Origin of the sequence: Streptomyces sp. NPDC046215, from assembly GCF_040646215.1 — a bacterium.
Lineage (GTDB): Bacteria > Actinomycetota > Actinomycetes > Streptomycetales > Streptomycetaceae > Streptomyces > Streptomyces stramineus.
This window is the reverse complement of sequence record NZ_JBEYZW010000089.1, coordinates 1-20,803: the sequence shown is the minus strand read 5'-3', so window position 1 is coordinate 20,803 and position 20,803 is coordinate 1. Positions and strand designations below refer to the sequence as shown.

Genomic DNA, 20,803 nt, shown 5'->3' with positions numbered 1-20,803 from the left:
CCGCCCCGTGATCGTACGAGCGGCGCACTCCCCCGCCTCCGGCCCCTTCGACCCCTCCGCAGCTGCCGCCGCCGCGACGGACGCGATCCTGCGCGACACCCTGCACAGCCCGCACCGCGGCGTCGTCGTGGACTCCCCGCCCGGCGCGGGCAAGTCCACGCTCGTCGTGCGGGCCGCGCGGGAGCTGGCCGCCGCCGGCCGGCCGCTGATGGTCGTGGCGCAGACCAACGCCCAGGTCGACGACCTGGTGCTGCGGCTGGCGGCGAAGGACCCGGAGCTGCCCGTGGGCCGGCTGCACAGCAGTGACGCCCGCCCCTACGACCCGGCGCTCGACGCGCTGCCGTCGGTGGTGAAGTCGGCGAAGGCGGCCGACCTCGCGGGGCTCGACGTCGTGGTGTCCACGGCCGCGAAGTGGGCCCACACCAAGGTCGCCGAGCCGTGGGGGCACGCGATCGTCGACGAGGCGTACCAAATGCGGTCGGACGCCCTGCTGGCCGTCGCCGGCCTGTTCGAGCGGGCGCTGTTCGTCGGCGACCCCGGGCAGCTGGACCCCTTCAGCGTGGTGGGCCCCGACGGGGCCGCGCAGTGGGCGGGGCTGTCGTACGACCCGTCGGCGAGCGCGGTGACGACCCTGCTCGCCCACAATCCCCGGCTGCCGCAGCACCGGCTGCCCGTCTCCTGGCGGCTGCCCGCCTCCGCCGCGCCCCTCGTCTCGGACGCCTTCTACCCGTACACGCCGTTCCGCAGCGGCACGGGCCACGGGGACCGCAGCCTGGCCTTCGGGGTGCCCTCCGACGGCTCGGGGCCGGACCGGGTGATCGACGAGGCGGCCGCGTCGGGCTGGGGCCTGCTGGAGCTGCCGGCGCGCCGCACACCGCGCACGGATCCGGAGGCGGTCGGAGCGGTGGCACAGGTCGTGCGGCGGCTGCTGGACCGCGGCGGCGCGGCGACGAGCGAGACCGCGGACGGTCCGGTGCCGCTCACGGCGGACCGGATCGCGGTGGGCACGGCCCACCGCGATCAGGCGGCGGCGGTCCGGGCCGCACTCGCGGAGCTGGGCGTGCGGGGCGTCACGGCCGACACGGCGAACCGGCTGCAGGGCCGGGAATTCGATGTGACGGTGGTCCTGCATCCGCTGTCGGGCCGCCCGGACGCGACGGCGTTCCACCTGGAGACGGGCCGCCTGTGCGTGCTGGCCTCCCGCCACCGGCACGCGTGCGTGGTGGTGGCGCGGGCGGGCATCGAGCGCCTGCTGGACGAACACCCGTCGACGGACCCGGTACAGCTGGGCGTGACGGTCAAGTTCCCGGACGGCTGGGAGGCGAATCACTCCGTGCTGGCCCACCTGAACGAACACCGGGTGGCCTGGCGGCCGTGACCGACACACCCGCACCCGCCCGGCAGGCACCGCGCACCGCGCCCCCACCCGCCGGACAGCGTCCGGCACGCCGCCGGAGACGGCCAACCGGAAACAGCCCGGACGAGGGGGAGGCGCATCACTCCGCACTGACCCACCTGAACGAACACCGGGCGGCCTGGCGGCCGTGACCGGGCCTGTGCGGGCGCCGCGTGGCCCGGCCGTCGTACGGGCCGGATGGGCGGGCGGCAAGCCCTGCCCCCCGGGTGCCCTTGCGCGGCGCAGGACAATGGATGGCGGTGCAGACGATCCTGGAGGTATGTACATGAGCGAGCCGCAGTCGGCTCCCGGCGGGCGCCCCGGCAGCGGGCCCCGCCGTTTGAAGCCCGCGCAGCTGCTCTTCGAGCCGCCCGAGGCGCTCGCCGACCCCGAGCACTTCTTCGATCTCGAATCGATCGAGGACCCGCGTGAGCTGCTCGCCCGCTCCACGGAGCTGGCGCTGGCGTTCCGCGCGGCGGCCGACAGAGCGACGGAGTTCCAGGCGCTGGCCGCGGCCCAGCTCGCCGACCCCCGCCGGTTCGACCGGCTGTCCCCGTCCGTGATCGCGGAGCGCGCCGAGTGGAGCGAGGACTACGCGAAGAAGATGGTCGAGTTCGGCCGGGACCTGCTGCGCGGCAGCAGCCACCCCGTCGACTGAGAAGCGGCGGAGGAGGACGGCCCATGGTCCCCGACCATGGGCCGTTGGCATATGCGCCGCGCAAGATAGCGCACCGCCCGCCCTCCTGTCCCGGGTTCCGGCAACTACCGGAAACGGACCGGGAGATGCCGCGGAATATAGGGCCATGAGCTCCTGGCCGCACGACCCGCGCCCCTCCGCCCCGACCCTCGTCGCGCCCCGTACCGCACCCCCCACGGAGCCGCGCACCGCACCGCGCGACGAGCCGCTCATCCGGCCGCGCGAGCCCCTGCCCGAACGCCGGCCCCGCATCCCCCAGCCCCGGCTGCCGCACACCCCCGCCACCTACGTCACCCTCGGCGGGGCGGACTGGCTCGCCTCCGCCAGCCCGCACCCGCACAGCGTCCACGCCCTGTGGGCCGAGAGCCCGGCCGCCCCGATCGTGCTGCCCTGCGGCACCGCCTTCGACGTGGTCGGCGTTCCCGCGCTGTTCGGGCGCCGGGTGCTCGACCGCTTATGGACCAACGGCCCCGGTTCCGGTCCCGTGGCCGCCCAGCGCGGCCGGCTGCTGCTCTTCGCCGCCCCGGGCACCGCGCAGCGGCTGCCCGCGCTGCTCACCTGGGAGGAGTGGGCCCGGGCGATGCCCCCGCTGCTGTGCCACGGCACGGGCGACGCGGTGACCGTCCCCCCGCTCTACCCGCCCGGCGAGGACGAACCGGCACCCCCGGCCTCCCGCTGGCTGGTCGCCCCCGAGGCGCGGCACCCCTGGCTGCCGGACGCGGAGGGGCTGCTGTGGGCCTGTGTGCGGGTCGCCCGCGCGAGCGCCGATACGGCTCTCACCAGCACAACCCCGTTCTCGGCCCGCTGAAACATGCGGATTTTCGTTCCACCGGATCAGGGTGCTAAAGTCTTCCACGTCAGCAGGCGCCGCTAGCTCAGTTGGTTAGAGCAGCTGACTCTTAATCAGCGGGTCCGGGGTTCGAGTCCCTGGCGGCGCACCGACAGAAGAAGGCCCCCACCACTGGTGGGGGCCTTCTTCGTGCCTGCTGCCGGTGCCTGCTGCCCGTGCCTGCCGACGGTGCCTACTGAGTGCGCCTGCCGCCCGCATCGGCCCCCGCGCCGCTCACCCACGGGTGACCCCCACCGTCCACGACCCGCCCGCCGTCCGCCCCCGCACGGTCACCCGCACCCCGTCCCGCCCGGAGGTGAGGGACTCCCCCACGCCCAGCGGGGCGTCCGCGAGCGGCGGGTAGACCGATTCGCCCCAGCACGCCTGGTGGCCGGGGTGCCCGTCCAGTACCTGCACGGGCCCGCCGCCCGAGGCGGTCTCGCTCTCCACCCGGTAGACCAGCACTCCCTCGGTGCAGGTGGCGGCGTCGTTGCCGTACGCGGAGCGGGCCTCGATGGCGAGGGCGCTGGCCACGCCCGTACGGACGACGATCAGCCGGGTGCGCGCGTCATTGCCCGGCAGCATCGGGGACTCCAGCGGCTGGAGGGTGTGCAGGCTGCTGCCGGTGCCGGGGACGCAGGCCACCTGGCGGGAGCCGAGCCAGCCCAGCTTCCACTTGTGCCAGGCGAAGGGTTCCGAGGCCAGTCCGAACTGGCTGCCCATGAGGTCCCAGTCGCCGACGTGGGTGTCCCAGTCGCCCTTGCCGTCCGTGGGCCGGTGGTAGAGGTCGGGCAGGTCCAGGACGTGCCCGGTCTCGTGGGCGAGGACGTTGCGGTCCGGCGGATGGTGTTCGAAGACGGTGACGACGCGGCGCAAGGGCGTGCGGTCGGCCTCCAGGGGGCGGTCGAGGTTGACGACCTTGGTCGCGTCGGAGTCCACGCCCGGGGCGTCGGGGTCGGCGACCAGGTAGACGAGGTCGTAGCGGCTGAAGTCCACCTCCCCGTCGGCCGCGGCGACGGCGTCCCGCAGGTAGTCGGAGCGCTGGTCGCCCTCCCAGTCGCGCTGTATCCGGTACGAGGTCGCGGGGCGCGGCATCCGGAACCACCGTTTGAGGGGGTGGGCGCGCAGCGAGAACCGCCCGTAGGAGGCGCGCTCGAAGAAGCGGGAGGTGGCGGGGAAGTGGTCTGCCGCCAGGCGCTCGGGGCTGACGACGGGCCGGGAGCCGGGGAACGACAGGAAGATCATGACGGCGTCGAGCCGGCCCGCGGGCCGGGGGTAGGCCGCGTTCCAGCTGTCCAGCCCCTCGGAGTGGTGGGCCTGGCTGCGCGGCAGCGCGCACGGACCGCCGGGCCCCGTCGCGTGGGCCGGAACGGCGACGACGGTCGTGGCGATCGCACAGAGGGAGGTGAGGACGGCCCCGACGCGGCGCAGCCGGCGCGGCCGTTCCACTCCCATGGGTGTCTGCGGACGCACCACGTCGACCTCCCGGAACGGATTCGGGACACCTCATCCACCCTCCAGGGGTTTGTGATGGTATGCCCTGTTCCGCTACCCCAGTCGAGTGACTAAGCCGACTTCTGGGTACATCACACTCAGTCACTGATGGTCAATCGAGATGGTGCAGTACAAAAGGCTCCGCCACGAGCGCGCACGGTCGTGCAGAAATGGACAAACGGGAGAAGGCGCCCCGGGCAAACGCGGCCGGGCCGCTGGAACGGTCCTCGTGTGAGCCCTATGATCGCCACATTTCCAGCACGGATTCCCCCGGGCAGGCGGCCACCCGCCACCTGTTCGGTCACGCGTACGACAACCACGAGCCCCAGACGACACCAGTGCGGAACGAATGCCATGCGGGAGCGAGCGGTGAGCGGAACCCTCGACGGCCAGGGCAGCACGCCCGGTTCGACGCCTACAACCGTCACGCAATGTAACGAATCCAGCGATTTTCGTGCCGCCTTCAATGCCGCCCAGCTCGCCATGGCCGTGGTGGGCCGCGACGGCCTGGTGCGCAGCGCCAACCACGCGCTCGGCGAGCTGCTGGGCACCGACCCGGCCGGGCTCGCCGACGCCCCGGCCGCCGACTTCACCGGGCTGCGCGAGGACGCGCGCACCTGGAGCGCGTACCGCGAGGTGCTCCTCGGCCGCCGCGACCGGCTCCACTGCACCCGCCGGCTCAAACAGCGCGGCGGCCGCCAGGGGGTGTGGGCGGAGGTGATCGTCACCCCGCTCCCGGACAGCTGTGACGCCCTGCTGTCCGTGGCCGACATCAGCGACCGGCGGGATCTGCGGGCGCGCCTGCGCCACCTGCGGATGCACGACCCGGTGACCCGGCTGCCCAACCGGAGCCTGTTCTTCGAGCGGCTGACCGCGGCCCTCGCGGCCTCCGGCCGCGGTACCGGCCGGGCCGCCGGCCGAGGCGCCGTCACCGGCCGGATCGGCCTGCTCTATCTGGACCTGGACGGCTTCAAGGCCATCAACGACACCCTGGGCCACCGGGCCGGCGACCGGCTGCTGGGCGCGGTGGCCAAGCGGCTCGCGGAGTGCGCCGCGCCCGGCGGCCACCTCGTGGCGCGGCTGGGCGGCGACGAGTTCGCGCTGCTGGTCGAGGAGTCCACGGGCACCCAGCAGCTCGTCGACCTCGCGACCCGCGTGCAGTCCAGGATCCAGCAGCCGTTCGACATGGCCGGGCAGCGGCTGGCGGTGTCGGCGAGCATCGGCGTCGTCGAGCGGCCCGCCGCCGGGACGCACGCCACCGAGCTGATGCAGGCCGCGGACACCACGCTGTACTGGGCCAAGGCCGACGGCAAGGCCCGCTGGACCCTCTTCGACCCCGAGCGCAACGCCCACCGGATGACCCGGCAGGCCCTCTCCAGCACCCTGCGGCCCGCGGTCGAGCGGGACGAGTTCGTCCTCCAGTACCAGCCTTTGGTGGGGCTGGGCGACGGGGTCGTCCGCGGTGTGGAGGCCCTGGTGCGCTGGCGGCACCCGCAGTTCGGGACGCTCGCGCCGAATCGGTTCATCGGACTGGCGGAGGAGACGGGGGCCATCGTGCCGCTGGGCCGCTGGGTGCTCGCGACCGCCTGCCGCCAGGCCAGACGCTGGCAGCTGGCCCACCCGCGGGAGCCGATCGTCGTCAGCGTCAATGTGGCGGTGCGCCAGGTGTGGGACTCCGACCTCGTGGCGGACGTGGCGGCGATCCTCACCGAGACGGGGCTGCCGCCGAGCCTGCTCCAGCTGGAGCTCACCGAGTCGGCGGTCATGGGGTCGGCGGGCCGGCCGCTGCAACAGCTGCAGCAGCTCAGCGACATGGGCGTGGCCATCGCCATCGACGATTTCGGCACCGGCTACTCCAACCTCGCCTACCTCAGCCGGCTGCCGGTCTCCACGCTCAAGCTCGACGGCTCCTTCGTCCGCGGCTTCCGCTCCGAGGAGCCGCCGAACCCCGCGGACGAGACGATCGTGGAGGCCCTGGTCCAGCTCGCGCACCGGCTGGGCATCAAGGTGACGGCCGAGTGCGTGGAGAGCGCGGAGCAGGCGGAGCGGCTGGGGCGGATCGGCTGCGACACGGGCCAGGGGTGGTTCTACTCCCGGCCCGTGCCGGCGGACTCGATCTCGGCCCTGCTGAGCACGGGCGTGCGACCGTAACCGGACGGGCTGCTGCGCCTTGTCCTCAATCGCCGGACGGGCTGCTGTGCCCTGTCCTCAATCGCCGGACGGGCTTTCCAGCCCGTCCGGGGGCACCTCCTGGGGGCACCCCCAGCGGTAGCTGGGGGAGATTGAGGACGCGCCCGCAGGGCGCTCGCCGCCGCAGGCGGCAAACAACAGCCCTACGCCCCCGGCAACCCGTACGCGTCCGCGATCAGCGCATAGCTGCGCAGCCGCTCCTCGGAACCGTGCACATTGCCGGTGATCATCAGCTCGTCCGCCCCGGTCCGCTTCGCCAGGGCGTTCAGCCCCTCGCGCACCTCGTCGGGGGTGCCGTGGACCACATTGGCCAGCCAGCCGTCGACGAAGTCCTGCTCGGCGAGGCCGAAGGGGTGGCGCTCGGCCTCCTCCGGCGTCGGGACGAGCCCGGGCCGGCCGGTGCGCAGCTGCAGCATCGCGAGCGCGCCGGTGCGGACCTGGCGGCGGGCCTCCTTGGGGTCGTCGGCCGCGAACGCCTGGACACCGATCTTGGCGTACGGGCGGTCGAGGACGGCGGACGGCCGGAAGGACTCGCGGTAGAGCTCCAGGGCGGGGACGGTGTTGGCCGCCGAGAAGTGGTGGGCGAAGGAGAAGGGGAGGCCGAGCACACCGGCGAGCCGCGCGCTGAAGCCGGAGGAGCCCAGCAGCCAGACGGAGGGGCGGTCGGCCCGCTGGACGCCGCCGGCGACCCGGCCCTGGACGGGGCCGGGGACGGCGTGGATCCGGGCGTAGCGGTGCCCGTCGGGGAAGTCGTCGTCCAGGAACCGGACCAGCTCGCTCAGTTGCTGGGGGAAGTCGTCGGCGTCCTCGCGCAGCCGGTCGGAACGGCGCAGCGCGGTGGCGGTCGCGCCGTCCGTGCCGGGGGCGCGGCCCAGACCGAGGTCCACGCGGCGCGGGGCGAGGGCTTCGAGCGTGCCGAACTGCTCGGCTATCACCAGCGGGGCGTGGTTGGGCAGCATCACCCCGCCGGAGCCGAGGCGGATGCGCTCGGTGTGGGCGGCGAGGTGGGCCAGGACGACCGCCGGGGAGGAGCTGGCGATGCCGGGCATGGAGTGGTGCTCGGCGACCCAGAAGCGGTGGTAGCCGCGCCGTTCGGCGAGCTTCGCCAGCTCGACCGTGGTGCCCAGCGCCTGCCGGGCGGTCCGGCCGCTGCCCACGGTCGCCAGATCCAGTACCGACAGGGGTACGGGAGCGGTGCCCGCGGCCCTGCCCCGGATGGTGTCGTCCTGTACGTCGGCCACGGTGGTCCGCCTCCTGATCGCCCGCGGCGCACCGGTGCGCCGCGCTTTCCGTCGGTCGCCAGGACAACCGGAGCATCTCTCCGCTTATTCCCAGTCCGCCCGGCCCGGCCGGACGGCCGCATGGCATAGGCATATGCCAGAGAGGCGCGTCCCTGAACAGCGGCTTTCCGGTCCGGCCCCTTCTCGTCAACACCCCCTCCCCGCCGTCCCTTTCGCCGTTATCGTGGGAAGCGGGACACTCGCTGCAAGCCCGCTAGGGGGAGACCGTGGCGCTGAAGCCCGAGCCCACCACACCGTTCCACTCGGCGCAGTACGCGCTCCGGGTGCTGGAGACGGTCACGCGGCACTCCGGTGGCGTGACCGAGGCCCAGATAGCCCGCGAGACGGGGCTGCCCGCAGGCCGGCTCGCCGCCCTCCTGCTGATGCTGTGCCGCGAGGATTACGTGGAGCGGGTGAGCGACGGCGGGTACGTCGCCGGTGACGCCCTGGCCCTGCTGGGCTCCGGCGGCGACCGCGGCCAGGCCGTCCGGCGCAAGCTCCAGCAGGCGCTGACGTCGCTGCGCGATTCCGTCGGCGCCGCCGTCTACCTCAGCCGCTACATCGACGGCGAGGTCCGGATCACCCAGTGCGCGGACGGGCCGCACACCCCCCGGGTCAACGAATGGGTCGACTTCCGCTCCGCCGCCCACGCCAGCGCGGTCGGCAAGTGCCTGCTCACCCAGCTCGACCACGACGGCCGCCGCGATCACCTCTCGCGCCACAAGACCGCCCGCCTCACCTCCCGGACGATCACCAGCGAGAAGGTCCTCTTCCGCAAGCTCGACGCCCAGCCCGCGACGGTCCCGGTGCTGGATCTCCAGGAGTACGCGGTGGGCACGGTCTGCGCCGCCGTCCCGATCACCGCGGGGCTCTCGGTGGGCTGCCTCGCCCTCTCGCTCCCGCTGGCCCACGCCCACCGCCTGCGGCACGCCGCCGCGACGCTGAACCGGCGGGCGGCGCCCTTACTGCTGTCGATGGCGCTCTGAGCGCGCGGACGCAAAAGCGGGTACGGAGCACCCGTTCGGACCAGGTATATTTATCTCGTCAGCAGGCGCCGCTAGCTCAGTTGGTTAGAGCAGCTGACTCTTAATCAGCGGGTCCGGGGTTCGAGTCCCTGGCGGCGCACCGACGGAACAAGGCCCCTCACCACTGGTGAGGGGCCTTGTTCGTTGTCCGGCCCGTAGCATGGGAGGCCGCCCGGGCACCTCGGGCAAGCCCGAAGAAACCAGGACGAAGGGGGGCGCAGGATGCAGCACCGCCGCCCGTCGGCAGCCGCCGTGCTCCTGCTCCTCCTCGCGGTCGTCTTCGGCCCCTGCCTGACCGGAACCGCCTCTGCGCGGGCGGCCGGGGCGGCGCCCGCCGCGGCGTCCCTCACCGGGCCCCGCGCCTTCGAGACACGGGCCGGGGAAACGCCGGCCGGCGCGGCCGAGGCCCGTCCGCGGGCCGATGCCGGCGGCGCGGACCGCGGCGGTACGTGCAAGCCCCAGGAGGCGCCCCCGGGGGGCGCCGCGATCACCGTGCCGCATCCGCAGACCGACCCGCTCACCGGCCCCGGTGCCCTTCGGGCGGCGCTGCCCGCCGCCCGGGTGCCGGCGCCCGCGGCGCCCCGGGCGCCGCCCGTCCCGGTCGCCGGCTGCGCCGAGCTCCTCCCCGTCCTACGGATCTAGACCCGCCGCCCCACGGCCCGCGCACCGGGCCGTCACCCCGGCATGTCCCGCATCCGTCCCCCCAGGGAGCTCACACCCATGTCCCGCACCCCCGCACGTCCCGCCCCCCGTCCCGCCGGCGCCGCCCGGCGCCGGTCCACGCGCCGCCTCGCGGCGATCGGTGCCGTTCTCGCCCTCGTCGTCGCGATCGTCGCCGCCTCCGTCGCCATCGGCGAGAGCGCGGGCGGCTCCGGCAAGGGTTCCGACGAGACCAACACGAGAGGAAGCACCGCCTCCGGGCCGGCCGCGGACCCGCAGCAGAAGGTCTTCGACCAGCTGGCGCAGGCCACCAGCCGCCGCGCGGACGGCGACCCCCTCGCCGTCGGCAGGGTCGACGCGCCCGTCGTGCTCGTGGAGTACGCCGACTACCAGTGCTCGTTCTGCGGGAAGTTCACCCGCGACAGCCAGCCCGAGCTGATCAAGAAATATGTGGACGAGGGCGTCCTGCGCATCGAGTTCCGCAACTTCCCGATCTTCGGGAAGGACTCCGAGCGGGCCGCCCGCGCCTCCTGGGCCGCCGGGCAGCAGGGCAGGTTCTGGCAGTTCCACGACGAGGTCTACGCCAAGACCCGCAAGGGCGACGCGCTCGCCGAGGACAAGCTGGTCGACATGGCCCGCTCCAGCGGCGTCACCGACCTGGCGAAGTTCCGTGCCGACCTGAACGGCTCCGCCTCCGCGGCGGGCGTGAAGAAGGACCAGGAGGAGGGGTACTCGATCGGCGTGCAGTCCACGCCGTCGTTCCTCGTCGGCGGGCGGCCCATCGCCGGGGCCCAGCCGATGAAGGCGTTCGAGGAGGCCATCGCGCAGGCCCGGGCGGCGAAGCAGAGCACGAAGTGACCGACATCGGCTTCCTCGCCGCGTTCCTCGGCGGCGTCCTCGCCCTGGTCAGCCCGTGCAGCGCGCTGCTGCTGCCGGCGTTCTTCGCCTATTCGCTCGCGAGCCCCGGCAAGCTGCTGGCCCGTACCGGCGTCTTCTACCTCGGGCTCGCCACCACGCTCGTGCCGCTCGGCGCGGCCTCCTCCGCCGCCAGCCGGCTCTTCAACGGCCACCGGGAGGCACTGATCACCGCCGGCGGGTGGACCGTGATCGCCCTGGGCGCCGCCCAGATCCTCGGCCTCGGCTTCGCCTCGAAGAAGGCGCAGGCCGCGGCCGGGCGGATCACCCCGCGCTCGGCGGCGTCGACGTTCCTGCTCGGCTGCGTCTACGGGCTCGCGGGCTTCTGCGCCGGGCCGATCCTGGGCGCGGTGCTGACCCTGACGGCCGTCCACGGCAATCCGGTGTACGGCGCGTCGATGCTGGCCGTCTACGCGCTGGGGATGGCGCTGCCGCTGTTCGTCCTGGCCTTGTTCTGGGACCGCTTCCGGCTGGGGAGCCGGGGGTGGCTGCGGGGCAGGGAGCTGCGGCTGGGGCGGCTGCGGCTGCACACCACCTCGCTGCTCTCCGGCCTGTTCTTCATCGGCATCGGCGTGCTCTTCATCTCCGGGGGGACGACGGGCCTGCCGGGCCTCTTGGACGCGGACCAGGAGTTCCGGCTGGAGGAGCTCGCCTCCAGGATCGGCGGCGCCGTGCCGGACTACGCCCTGCTGGCGGTCGTCGCGCTGGCGGTGGCGGGAGTGCTCGCGTGGGTCGCGCTGCGGCCCGAGGGGCGGGACGGGCCCGGGAGCCCGGAGTAGCGGAGGGTGGCGCCTCCCCGGTGTGGGGCCGGGGAGGTGCCGGCAGCCGTCAGAACGTCACGTCGGAGCAGGCGTAGAACGCGTTGCCCGTGTCGGCGATGTTCCAGACGGCGAGTATCAGCTGCTTGCCGGTCTTTCCGGCGGGGAGTGTGCCCTGGTGGGAGACGGTGGCGTCGGGTATCCGGCCGCCGTAGGGGACGGTCAGGAACGGCTGAGGTTCGAGGTCGGCGCGGGTCAGGGGCCTGGTGGGGTTATAGGTGCTCTTGGTGAGGTAGTAGCGGAAGTCGGTGGTGGCGTGCCGGGCGGTGAGCTTCCAGCGGAAGTCCAGGCTCCGGCCCGCGGTCACCGCGGTGGCGGGCCACTGGCCGTTCCGCGGGTCGTCAAGCTGGGCGAAGCGGCTGTTGCCGCCCGCACAGATGGTGCCGTCGGCGGGTCCCCGGGCGGGGAAGCCCTTGGTGCCCTCGACGCTCTGGGGCTCCCATTGGATGGCGCCGCAGTTCTTCACGGTGCCCTTGGCGCAGTGCACCTGGCGACTGGTGGGTGAGTCGGTGTAGCCGTGGCCGGTGGCGCTGCCGGTGGAGAACAGGGACACGCCGGCGATGCCCATGCCGATGATCGCCGCACTGATCTTCTTGCGCATGCTTTCGCTCCTCGGAGAACGTGGGGGGTTCTGTGAGCCGAGTGAAATGCGGTCTAGACCAAGGCGGAGGCTAGTCCTACGAATTGGTCATGTCCAGGCCAACGGCAGGAAGAATTCGGTCACAGTTCCCCCGCGCGGCCTTCACCTGTTCGCCGTTGGGGTGGTCGTTGCCCTGCACCCAGGCCCGCGCGCCGGCCTCGTCGCGCCCGCCGGTCCTTTGCCGTTCAAGGAGGCGCCCTTGACGCACTTCGTCAGGTGTCTCCAGGTACCAGACCTCGGCCAGGTGCCGGCGCGCGTCCCGCCAGCCCGGCTCGTCGCAGGCCAGGTAATTGCCCTCCGTGATCACCAGCCGGGCCGGCGCGGGCACCACGTGCCGGGCGGCGACCGGCTCGTGGAGCGTGCGGTCGTAGTCCGGTACGTACACGTCCCGCCCGGCCTCCTCCTCCCCCACCCGGCGCAGCAGCGCGGCGTAGCCCCAGACGTCAAAGCTGGGGGCGGAGCCCTTGCGGTCGGTCAGGCCGAGGCGCTCCAGCTGGGCGTTGGAGAGGTGGAAACCGTCGAGCGGCAGGTACGCGGCCGAGCCGGTGCCGTGGCGCGCGTCCAGCTCCGCCACCAGGGCCCGGGCGAGGGTCGACTTCCCGGCGCCGGGCGGCCCGGCGATGCCGATCAGGGTGCGCGTTCCGCGGTCCGCCGCGAGGTGCCAGGCGTCGGCCGCCAGCTCGGAGATCTCCATGTCCGCACCCTAGGCGGCCGTCCGGGTGACTTTCGCGGGCGAGCCCCCGGGGGCGCGGCCGTCAGCGGATCCGCCCGTACAGATTCGGACTGTAGTGCGAGAAAGTGGAGATGCGGACCTTCTTGCCCGGCCGGGGCGCCTCGACGTAGCGCCCGCCGCCCAGGTAGACCGCCACGTGGTGGATGCCGGAGACCCGGCCGTTGGACGTCCAGAAGACCAGGTCGCCGCGGCGCAGGGAGCCGCGTTTGACGGGGGCCGTGGCCCGGTACTGGTCGGCGGCGATGCGCGGCAGCCGGACGCCGGCCTTGCGGTACGCCTGCTGGACGAGGCCGGAGCAGTCCCAGCGGCGCGGCCCGTTGCCGCCCAGGGCATAGGCGTCCCCCACCTGGGCCAGCGCGTAGGCGACGGCGGGTTCGAGGTCGCGGCCCGGGGCGGCCTCCGGCAGCCGCGCACTCCCGCGCCCGCGCTCGGTGCCGCCGAGGTCGACGAGGACCAGCTCGCCGTCCCGGCCGGGCGCCGCCTCCTCGAAGGGGTCCGGCAGCCCGCCGGTGTCCCAGGCGGGCGGCTCGGGGGGCGCGGCCTGCCGCTCGTCGGCGGCTATGCCGTCCGGGGTCATGTGCTCGGGGTCCGTGTAGTCCACCCGGGTGGCCGTCCCCGGGTCGGTGCGGTCCGACGGGGACCCGGGCGTCACCGAGGAGGTGCCCGTCCCCGGCCCGGCCAGCACCACCGCGCCCACCGCCGCCACGAGGGCCCCGCGGACGGCGCACCGGTGCCGGGCGCCGCCGTCGGGGCCCCCGGCGTCGTCCCGCGGCGGCCCGGCGGCCGCCGCGTCGACGCACAGGGCGCACGCGCAGTCGCCGGGCACCGCGGCGGTGAATGCCGGTATCCGCACGGAAACCCTGCCTCCCGTCGTATCCGGCACAGCTTCTCAACGGCCCGGCCGGTCCGCATGTCGAAAGACCGGGCGGCGGGGGCCGGGCAAGGGGTGGTCAGGGGCACCCCTCGGGATCAGGTATTGTTTTCTCTGTCAGCAGGCGCCGCTAGCTCAGTTGGTTAGAGCAGCTGACTCTTAATCAGCGGGTCCGGGGTTCGAGTCCCTGGCGGCGCACAGACAGTCCGAAGGCTCCTCACCACTGGTGAGGAGCCTTCGGACGTTGCGGCGGCGATCCGAACACTTCAGCCACTTTCGTAGGCCCCTTCGCCTAACGCACCACTTTGCCCGGTAAACACCTTGTTTCACCCTTGCGATCATGACGCAGGGTCGGAGATCCTGAACCGACAGCGATGGCTCAACATCATTACGTGACCAATGGGTTGAGCGGTGCCGGGGGGAGCCGGTTCCCGTGAGTCCGTAAGGCCGTGGGGGGCCTGAGGGCTGTGCGGACTGACACACGCGGTCAGCATGCGTGCGGGGGGTTATGACTCATGACATCCACGCCTGCCGGAGCCCGGCAGCACACCGACGACCCGGCGGCCACGGCCCGGCTGCGCCCGCCCGGCAGGCCCGGCACGGTGGCGCCCCGGACCGAACAGCAGGCGCTCGCGCCGCCACGGCCGCCGCAGCCCGCTCCCGCACCACCGCCGGTGCGCCCGCGCTTCGACTACGAGCACTACAGCCGGCTGGCGGGCCCGCTCACCGAGCCCGGCCCGGACCGCCCGTACCGGGTGCGCTACCGCAGCCTCCTCGCCGAGGAGACCCACCGCGTCCTCGGCGCGCTGCTGCTCGGGGCCGCGCCCGTCGTCTCGCTCGGGCTGCTGCTGTGGCTGATGCAGCCCGCGCACTGGACGCAGCGGGAGAACGCCACCCCCCTGATGCGCACGCTGGACGCCGTGATGCTGGTGTCGATCGGCCTCATCGAGCTCTTCCGCACCATGAACGTGGCGTCCAACGCCCATGCCACCCTCGTCGCGCGTGACCCGGTCCCGGTGGTGCCCGAGAGCGGCACCAGGGTCGCCTTCCTCACCTCGTTCGTGCCCGGCAAGGAGCCGATCGAGATGGTCACGCGGACGCTGGAGGCGGCGGTCCGGCTGCGCCACCGTGGCCCGCTGCACGTCTGGCTGCTCGACGAGGGTGACGACCCGGAGGTCAAGGAGGTCTGCCGGCGGCTGGGCGTGCACCACTTCTCCCGCAAAGGGGTCGAGAAGTGGAATCAGCAGAAGGGGCCGCACCGCGCGAAGACCAAACACGGGAACTACAACGCCTGGCTGGACGCCCACGGCGACGACTACGACTTCTTCGCCTCCGTCGACACCGACCACGTACCACTGCCGAACTTCCTGGAGCGAATGCTCGGCTACTTCCGCGACCCCGATATCGCGTTTGTCGTTGGTCCGCAGGTCTACGGGAACTACGATGCGGCCGTGACCAAGGCCGCCGAAAGCCAGCAGTTCCTTTTCCACGCCCTGATCCAGCGCGCCGGGAACCGCTATGGCGCGCCCATGTTCGTCGGCACGAACAACGCCGTCCGCATCAGCGCTCTGAAGGGCATCGGCGGTCTGTACGACTCCATCACGGAGGACATGGCCACCGGCTTCGAGCTGCACCGCCACCGCAATCCCGGCACCGGGCACAAGTGGCGCTCGGTCTACACCCCGGACGTCCTCGCGGTCGGCGAGGGGCCCAATGCCTGGACCGACTTCTTCACCCAGCAGCTGCGCTGGTCCCGGGGCACCTACGAGACGATTATCAAGCAGTTCTGGAAAGGCCCCTTCACGCTGTCACCGGGGAAATTCCTGAACTACACCCTGATGGTCATCTATTATCCGATGACCGCCCTCAACTGGATGCTCGGCGCACTGAGCTGCGCCCTGTTCCTCGGCATGGGCGCCTCCGGTATCCAGATCAATTCCGAGATCTGGATGATGCTCTACAGCGACGCCGCGGCCCTCCAGATCGGCCTCTACATCTGGAACCGCCGCCACAACGTCTCGCCGCACGAGCCCGAGGGCTCCGGCGGCCTGGCCGGCATGGTGATGTCGGCGCTGTCCGCGCCGATCTACGCCCGCTCGCTGACGGACGCGGTGCTGCGCCGCAAGAGCGGTTTCGTGGTCACGCCCAAGGGCGACTCCGCCAGCCCCGACACCCTCTTCGGCACCTTCCGGATCCATCTGTTCTTCCTGCTGGTCTTCGGTGGCGCGCTGGTGGCCTCGTTCCTGCTCGGCCATACGCATGTGGCGATGCGCACCTGGGCGACGCTGGCCCTCGCGATCACCGTGGCCCCGATCCTCGCGTGGTGGTGGACCGTGCGCCGCGCCAAGCACGCCATGGAGGCCGGCCGATGAACTACCGGCGTTACCGTCCCAGCCGCCGCACCCGCCGGATGGCTGTCGGGTCGGCCGTGGGGCTCGTCCTGGCGGGCATGAACGGGCCGGCGATCTGGGGGTACGCCTCGGAGCAGTACCACGACTACAAGATCAACCAGCCGGAGTACAAGGCGCAGAACGGCCACTGGTCCGTGGTGGACGTGCCGGAGGAATACCGGATCAACACGATCCACGCCGCCCTCCTGCATACCGGCAAGGTGCTGCTCGTCGCCGGCTCGGGGAACAACGCCGCCAATTTCGCCGCCAAATCCTTCCGCACGGTCCTGTGGGACCCGGTGCGGAACACCTACAAGAACATCCCCACGCCCAAGGACCTCTTCTGTGCGGGCCACACCCAGCTGCCCGACGGCAAGCTGCTGGTGGCGGGCGGCACCCAGCGCTACGAGAAGCTGGGCGGCGACGTCACCAAGGCCGGCGGGCTGATGGTGGTGCACAACGAGAATCCGGACAAACCGATGACCCTGCCCGCGGGCACCCGGTTCACCGGCAAGAAGAACGGCAAGACCTTCGAGTCCAAGGACCCCGTGCTCGTCCCCCGCGCCAAGAAGACGCAGGACGAGGAATCCCGCAAGGTCACCGTGTCGGTCTCCACCGCGCGGGTCTATGTGGAGGCCCTGGAGCAGGGCCCCGAGCACGAGACCGGTCTCACCGACAATTACACCGTCGAGAGCCTCAAGGGCAAGGACGCCCAGAACATCTACGGCATCGCCAACAAACTCTCCTTCGACAAGAAGGATTTCCAGGGCATCAAGGATTCCTTCGAGTTCGACCCCGAGACCGAGCGGTACATCACGGTCGACCCGATGAACGAGGCCCGCTGGTATCCGACGCTGACCACGCTCCAGGACGGGAAGGTCCTCTCCGTCTCCGGCCTGGACGAGATCGGGCAGGTCGTCCCGGGCAAGAACGAGATCTACGACCCGAAGACGAAGAAGTGGTCGTACCTGCCCAAGGAGAAGTTCTTCCCGACCTACCCCGCGCTCTTCCTCACGGACAAGGGCCGGATCTTCTACACCGGCTCCAACGCGGGATACGGGCCGGACGACAAGGGCCGGGTCCCCGGCCTGTGGGATCTGGAGAGCAACGACTTCACCGAGGTCCCCGGGATGAGCGACCCGGACGTCCTGGAGACCTCGATGTCCGTCCTGCTGCCGCCCGCCCAGGACCAGCGGTACATGGTGCTCGGCGGCGGCGGGGTCGGCGAGGACAAAAAGGCCACGGCCAAAACCCGTATCGTCGATCTTCATGACGCCAAGCCGCGTTTCCGCGACGGGCCCGACCTGTACGCCGAGGCCCGCTATCCCAGCAGCGTCATCCTGCCCGACGACACGGTGCTGACCACCAACGGTTCGGGCGATTACCGCGGTCGCAGCGACTCCAACGTCCTGAAGGCCGAGATCTTCGACCCGAAGAGCAACAAACGGCACGGGGTGGCGGATCCGCTGGTGGGCCGCAATTACCACTCCGGTGCGCTGCTGCTGCCCGACGGCCGGGTGATGACGTTCGGCTCCGATTCCCTCTTCGGTGACGCGGACAACAGCAAGCCGGCCACGTTCCAGCAGCAGATCGACCTCTACACCCCGCCCTATCTTCACAAGGGCCCGCGGCCGAAGATCGAGGACGCCGGGCGGAAGACCGTGAAGCTGGGCGAAAAGGCCACGTACCGCGTCGCCCACTCCCGGCCGGTCGCGAAGGTGCGGCTGATCCGGCCGGGCTCCTTCACGCACGTCACCAATATCGAGCAGCGGTCGATCGCACTGGACTTCGAGCGGAAGGGGGACGACATCACCGTCACCCTTCCCAAGGACCCGTCGCTGGTGCCCCCCGGCTGGTACATGGTGAATGTGATCGACGACCGCGGGATGCCGTCGACGGCCGTGTGGCTGAAGGTCCCGGTGGCCGCCCCGGCGGAGAAAGACGCGAAGGCGGACGACAACGAGGATTCCGAGGATTCCGGCGAGGGGACGGACGAGGAATCCGCGGAGGAGTCGGAAGAGGACGAGGAATAGCCCGCGCGGGCAGCGGAAAAGGGCCGGCCCGCCGGGGAGCGGGGCCGGCCCTTTCTGCCGAGGTGCCGCCGGGGCGTGCGGTCAGCGGGAGTTGCGGGCCAGGTCGAGCGCGTAGGTCTCCCACCACTGGCCGGCGTCCGGGCCGCCCTTGCAGGCGCCGTCGGACTCCCCCGGGCGTTTGATCCACAGGTAGGCGTCCACCAGCGGGTCACCGGTCTGCGTCGTGGGCGGCTCGCCGAGCGCCCGGCCCGAGGGATTGCACCACGCCTTCTCGTGATCGGCCCCGGACAGCGGGCCGTTGCCGTTGCGGCTGGTGTCGATGACGAAGTGCTTGCCGCCGACCAGGGCGGAGAGCCTGCGGCCGTAGTCCTTGTTGGCCTGCGTGGTCTGGAAGTTGGAGACGTTCAGCGCGAAGCCGTCGGCCTTCTCGATGCCCGCGCGGCGCAGCGGCTCGGCCATCCGGTCGGCGGGCGTGACCCAGCTGGGGTTGCCCGCGTCCAGGTAGACCTTGGTCCGGGGGAGCGCCTTGAGCTTGGCGACGGCCTCCTTGAGCAGCGCGAAGCGCTCCTCGTGGAACTGCTGGGGCGTGCAGCCGTCCTCGATGTGCGGCAGGGCGTCCGGCTCCAGGATGACCGTCGCGCTGCGGTTGCCGATGCCCTGGGCCGCCTGGTCCAGCCACTGCCGGTAGGCGTCGCCGTCGGCGGCGCCGCCCTGGGAGTACTGGCCGCAGTCGCGGTGGGGGATGTTGTAGAGGACCAGCACGGCGACGCGGTCGGCCTTGGCGGCGGCCTCGGTGTAGCCGCGGGTCTGGCCCTGGGGGTCGTCGACCCCGATCCACTCGGCGACCGGCTGGGCGGCGATCTTCGTGAGCAGCGCGGCCTGCTGCTTATCGCCGCCCTTGCCGAGCTCGGCGGCCCGCTTGGCCGCGGTGGACTCCGGGTTTACCCAGAAGGGGGCCCGGGTCTTGGGCTGCTGTGGCTGTTGCCTGGCCGGCTCGGGCGGTGTGGCGGAGGACGACGATGACGAGCAGCCCGCGAGCAGCAGCAGGGTGCCCGCCAGGGCTCCCGCTCCCGCCCGGGCCGCACGGGCCCGCCGCACGCGGCCGCTGTTGCTGCCGTCCATCCATTCCCCCTCGGGTGTACTTCCTGTGGGGTTGTCCCCCGCCCCCACGGGACATGACCGGTCTCTTCAATGCTGGCACAGGGACGTGCCGGCGCGTGGGTTGTCGAACAATGACGCCTTGTCAAGTCCCTCCGTTGGAGCAGCGGGTGTCGCCGCGGGTGCGGTGATCAGGCACGGCCGGTGCCGGTCAGGTAGGCGGACACGACGACGTTGGCGGCGTACGAGCGCCGGGCCCGGTCGTAGTCGCCGCCGCAGGTGATCAGGCGCAGCTCGGCGCGGTCGCGCTCGCGCGGCCCGTAGACCTTGCGGGCGTCGAAGCGGTCCTTGGTGAAGACGGCGACGTCCTCGACGGTGAACTCGGCGGTGGAGCCGTCCGCGCGGGCAACGGTGATCGTCTCGCCGGGGGTGAGGTCGCCGAGGCCGGAGAAGACGGCGGGTGCCCGCTCGGTGTCGACGTGGCCGACGAGCACGGCCGCACCGCGGGTGCCGGGCTCCGGCCCGCCGCGGTACCAGCCGACGGCGCCGGGCCGCCCGTAGGGGGGCGGCTGCACGGCGCCCAGGGGATCGAGGCCGCGGTCCTCGATGGGGGCGCGGACGCCGGCCGCCTCGATCGCCAGGCCCTGGGGGTGGGCGCCGGGGATCGGGGCGTGGGCCGGGGGCAGCGGGTGGGTGTCGGGGCGGCCCGCGGCGGCGACGTCGCCCGCGGTCGGGGTGGCGGTTCCGCGGCCGTCGGTGACCTCACGGCCCCACAGCCACAGGATGAGCAGCAGCACGGCCCAGGCCACTCCGGTCAGGAGCCGGCCGCGGCCGGCTGCGGGCGCTTCGGACATCGCGGGGCCGCTTCCCGTCACCGCTCGGAGGACGCGGGGGACTCGGAGGACTCGGAGGACGCGGCGGGTTCGGTGCGCCGCCGGTGCCAGATCAGTCCGGCGGCGACCAGGGCGGTGCAGGCCGCGAGGACGAGCCCGGGGGTGCCGGGGGGTTCGGCGGCGGTGGTGGCGGTGCCGCCGCCACCGGCGGGCACGGGGGCGACGGGCTCGCCGGGTGTGTCCGGGGAGGTGTCCGCCCGGTGGCCGGCGCGGTCGCCGTACTCGCTGTCGCCGTTCACGCCCGTGGTGCTCTCACCGGAATCGCTCTCGTCCGCGTCGCTCTCGCCCACGGCGGCCGCGAACTCCTCGTCGGCGTCGTTTTCGGGCAGCGGTTCGTCCTCGGAGAGGATCGTCAGCCGCCCTTTGGCCACCGAGTCGTAGCCGTCGCAGCGCACCTGGACCCGGTAGGTCCCGGGGGCGACGGTCTTGCGGACGGTCGCCTCGGCGAACAGCCCGGCCGAGTCCTTGGCCAGCGTGGCGTCGGCGACGAACGCCTCGGAGGTGGCCGTCGCCCTGTTGTTCGCACAGCCGGCGACCCGCAGCTGGACCTGCGCACCGGGATGGCTGGTGACCGGGGTGAGCTCTATCGTCCCCGACATGGTGGCCGGGTTGTCATCGGCGAACGCGGGGGCCGCACAGAGGGCGACCGACGCCAGGGCCCCGCAGAGAGCGCGTCGGACTGAGTCCATGGTGAAACCTCCTGGTTACCCCAGCAGGTTCACCCGGCCACCGGAGGCGCGCATCCGCTCGGTGGGACGATTGCTCCATACGGATCGCCTTGGGCCTGTCCGGCCGATCAGGGGGTTTCCGGACGGGCTGGTGTCGGCTGAGCTCAGCCGAG

At 72.5% G+C, this 20,803-nt stretch carries 18 protein-coding genes and 3 tRNA genes; 13 read left to right on the top strand and 8 right to left on the bottom strand.

Translation table 11 applies throughout. The annotated features are described in order from the left end of the window. The first annotated feature begins 7 nt into the window (after positions 1-7). The 4 genes from ABZ951_RS28200 to ABZ951_RS28185 all read left to right on the top strand — a co-directional run bounded on the left by ABZ951_RS28200 (position 8) and on the right by ABZ951_RS28185 (position 3,031). Entirely contained in the window at positions 8-1,378 is a 1,371-nt protein-coding gene (locus tag ABZ951_RS28200; RefSeq protein WP_344089240.1) for an AAA domain-containing protein, read from the top strand. Between the two features lie 304 nt (positions 1,379-1,682). Then, positions 1,683-2,054 (top strand): hypothetical protein, encoded by a 372-nt coding sequence (locus ABZ951_RS28195; RefSeq protein WP_344089239.1) that lies wholly within the window; start codon positions 1,683-1,685, stop codon positions 2,052-2,054. Between the two features lie 145 nt (positions 2,055-2,199). Then, on the top strand, positions 2,200-2,901 hold the full coding sequence (locus ABZ951_RS28190) for a bifunctional DNA primase/polymerase (protein ID WP_344089238.1): 702 nt from the start codon (positions 2,200-2,202) through the stop codon (positions 2,899-2,901). A gap of 56 nt (positions 2,902-2,957) precedes the next feature. Continuing rightward, positions 2,958-3,031, top strand: a tRNA-Lys gene (locus ABZ951_RS28185). Positions 3,032-3,156: 125 nt separating this feature from the next. On the opposite strand, the gene ABZ951_RS28180 is transcribed toward ABZ951_RS28185, so the two are convergent. Further along, positions 3,157-4,377 (bottom strand): M6 family metalloprotease domain-containing protein, encoded by a 1,221-nt coding sequence (locus ABZ951_RS28180; protein WP_344089303.1) that lies wholly within the window; start codon positions 4,375-4,377, stop codon positions 3,157-3,159. A 393-nt stretch (positions 4,378-4,770) separates the two neighbouring features. Between ABZ951_RS28180 and ABZ951_RS28175 the strand changes: the two genes are divergently transcribed. After that, entirely contained in the window at positions 4,771-6,567 is a 1,797-nt protein-coding gene (locus tag ABZ951_RS28175) for an EAL domain-containing protein (RefSeq protein ID WP_361280993.1), read from the top strand. Positions 6,568-6,749: 182 nt separating this feature from the next. Here ABZ951_RS28175 and ABZ951_RS28170 read toward each other — a convergent pair whose 3' ends face one another. Continuing rightward, on the bottom strand, positions 6,750-7,847 hold the full coding sequence (locus tag ABZ951_RS28170) for an LLM class flavin-dependent oxidoreductase (protein ID WP_344089236.1): 1,098 nt from the start codon (positions 7,845-7,847) through the stop codon (positions 6,750-6,752). A gap of 266 nt (positions 7,848-8,113) precedes the next feature. Here ABZ951_RS28170 and ABZ951_RS28165 point away from each other — a divergent pair, with 266 nt between their 5' ends. The 5 genes from ABZ951_RS28165 to ABZ951_RS28145 all read left to right on the top strand — a co-directional run bounded on the left by ABZ951_RS28165 (position 8,114) and on the right by ABZ951_RS28145 (position 11,265). Beyond that, entirely contained in the window at positions 8,114-8,872 is a 759-nt protein-coding gene (locus ABZ951_RS28165) for an IclR family transcriptional regulator C-terminal domain-containing protein (RefSeq protein ID WP_344089235.1), read from the top strand. Between the two features lie 65 nt (positions 8,873-8,937). After that, positions 8,938-9,011 (top strand) — tRNA-Lys (locus ABZ951_RS28160). Positions 9,012-9,133: 122 nt separating this feature from the next. After that, the gene (locus tag ABZ951_RS28155) at positions 9,134-9,553 is read left to right on the top strand and encodes a hypothetical protein (protein WP_344089234.1); all 420 of its coding nucleotides are present in this window, start codon (positions 9,134-9,136) and stop codon (positions 9,551-9,553) included. A gap of 78 nt (positions 9,554-9,631) precedes the next feature. Further along, on the top strand, positions 9,632-10,429 hold the full coding sequence (locus ABZ951_RS28150) for a DsbA family protein (RefSeq protein ID WP_344089233.1): 798 nt from the start codon (positions 9,632-9,634) through the stop codon (positions 10,427-10,429). Next, positions 10,426-11,265: a cytochrome c biogenesis CcdA family protein gene (locus ABZ951_RS28145; RefSeq protein WP_344089232.1), complete on the top strand. Its 840-nt coding sequence runs from the start codon at positions 10,426-10,428 to the stop codon at positions 11,263-11,265. Before ABZ951_RS28150 ends, ABZ951_RS28145 begins: the two co-directional genes overlap by 4 nt. 49 nt (positions 11,266-11,314) lie before the next feature. Here the strand turns inward: ABZ951_RS28145 and ABZ951_RS28140 are convergent, their stop codons facing one another. From ABZ951_RS28140 to ABZ951_RS28130, 3 genes are all read right to left on the bottom strand, one after another. Next, positions 11,315-11,905, bottom strand: a complete 591-nt coding sequence (locus ABZ951_RS28140) for a lytic polysaccharide monooxygenase auxiliary activity family 9 protein (RefSeq protein WP_344089231.1) — start codon at positions 11,903-11,905, stop codon at positions 11,315-11,317. 76 nt (positions 11,906-11,981) lie between these two features. Then, on the bottom strand, positions 11,982-12,638 hold the full coding sequence (locus ABZ951_RS28135; RefSeq protein WP_344089230.1) for a nucleoside/nucleotide kinase family protein: 657 nt from the start codon (positions 12,636-12,638) through the stop codon (positions 11,982-11,984). 61 nt (positions 12,639-12,699) lie between these two features. Then, positions 12,700-13,530, bottom strand: a complete 831-nt coding sequence (locus tag ABZ951_RS28130; protein WP_361280989.1) for a C40 family peptidase — start codon at positions 13,528-13,530, stop codon at positions 12,700-12,702. A 142-nt stretch (positions 13,531-13,672) separates the two neighbouring features. Here ABZ951_RS28130 and ABZ951_RS28125 point away from each other — a divergent pair. The 3 genes from ABZ951_RS28125 (at position 13,673) to ABZ951_RS28115 (ending at position 17,971) form a co-directional block, all read left to right on the top strand. Continuing rightward, positions 13,673-13,746: transfer RNA gene (locus ABZ951_RS28125), tRNA-Lys, on the top strand. Between the two features lie 317 nt (positions 13,747-14,063). After that, positions 14,064-15,920, top strand: a complete 1,857-nt coding sequence (locus ABZ951_RS28120) for a cellulose synthase catalytic subunit (RefSeq protein ID WP_344091180.1) — start codon at positions 14,064-14,066, stop codon at positions 15,918-15,920. Then, positions 15,917-17,971 (top strand): kelch motif-containing protein, encoded by a 2,055-nt coding sequence (locus ABZ951_RS28115; protein ID WP_344091182.1) that lies wholly within the window; start codon positions 15,917-15,919, stop codon positions 17,969-17,971. Before ABZ951_RS28120 ends, ABZ951_RS28115 begins: the two co-directional genes overlap by 4 nt. Positions 17,972-18,052: 81 nt before the next feature. Here the strand turns inward: ABZ951_RS28115 and ABZ951_RS28110 are convergent, their stop codons facing one another. From ABZ951_RS28110 to ABZ951_RS28100, 3 genes are all read right to left on the bottom strand, one after another. Beyond that, on the bottom strand, positions 18,053-19,093 hold the full coding sequence (locus tag ABZ951_RS28110; RefSeq protein ID WP_344091184.1) for a glycoside hydrolase family 6 protein: 1,041 nt from the start codon (positions 19,091-19,093) through the stop codon (positions 18,053-18,055). Between the two features lie 167 nt (positions 19,094-19,260). After that, a complete protein-coding gene (locus ABZ951_RS28105; RefSeq protein WP_344091187.1) occupies positions 19,261-19,923 on the bottom strand; it encodes a class F sortase in 663 nt (220 codons plus the stop codon). A 17-nt stretch (positions 19,924-19,940) separates the two neighbouring features. Continuing rightward, a complete protein-coding gene (locus tag ABZ951_RS28100) occupies positions 19,941-20,651 on the bottom strand; it encodes a hypothetical protein (RefSeq protein WP_344091189.1) in 711 nt (236 codons plus the stop codon). Positions 20,652-20,803 lie beyond the last annotated feature (152 nt).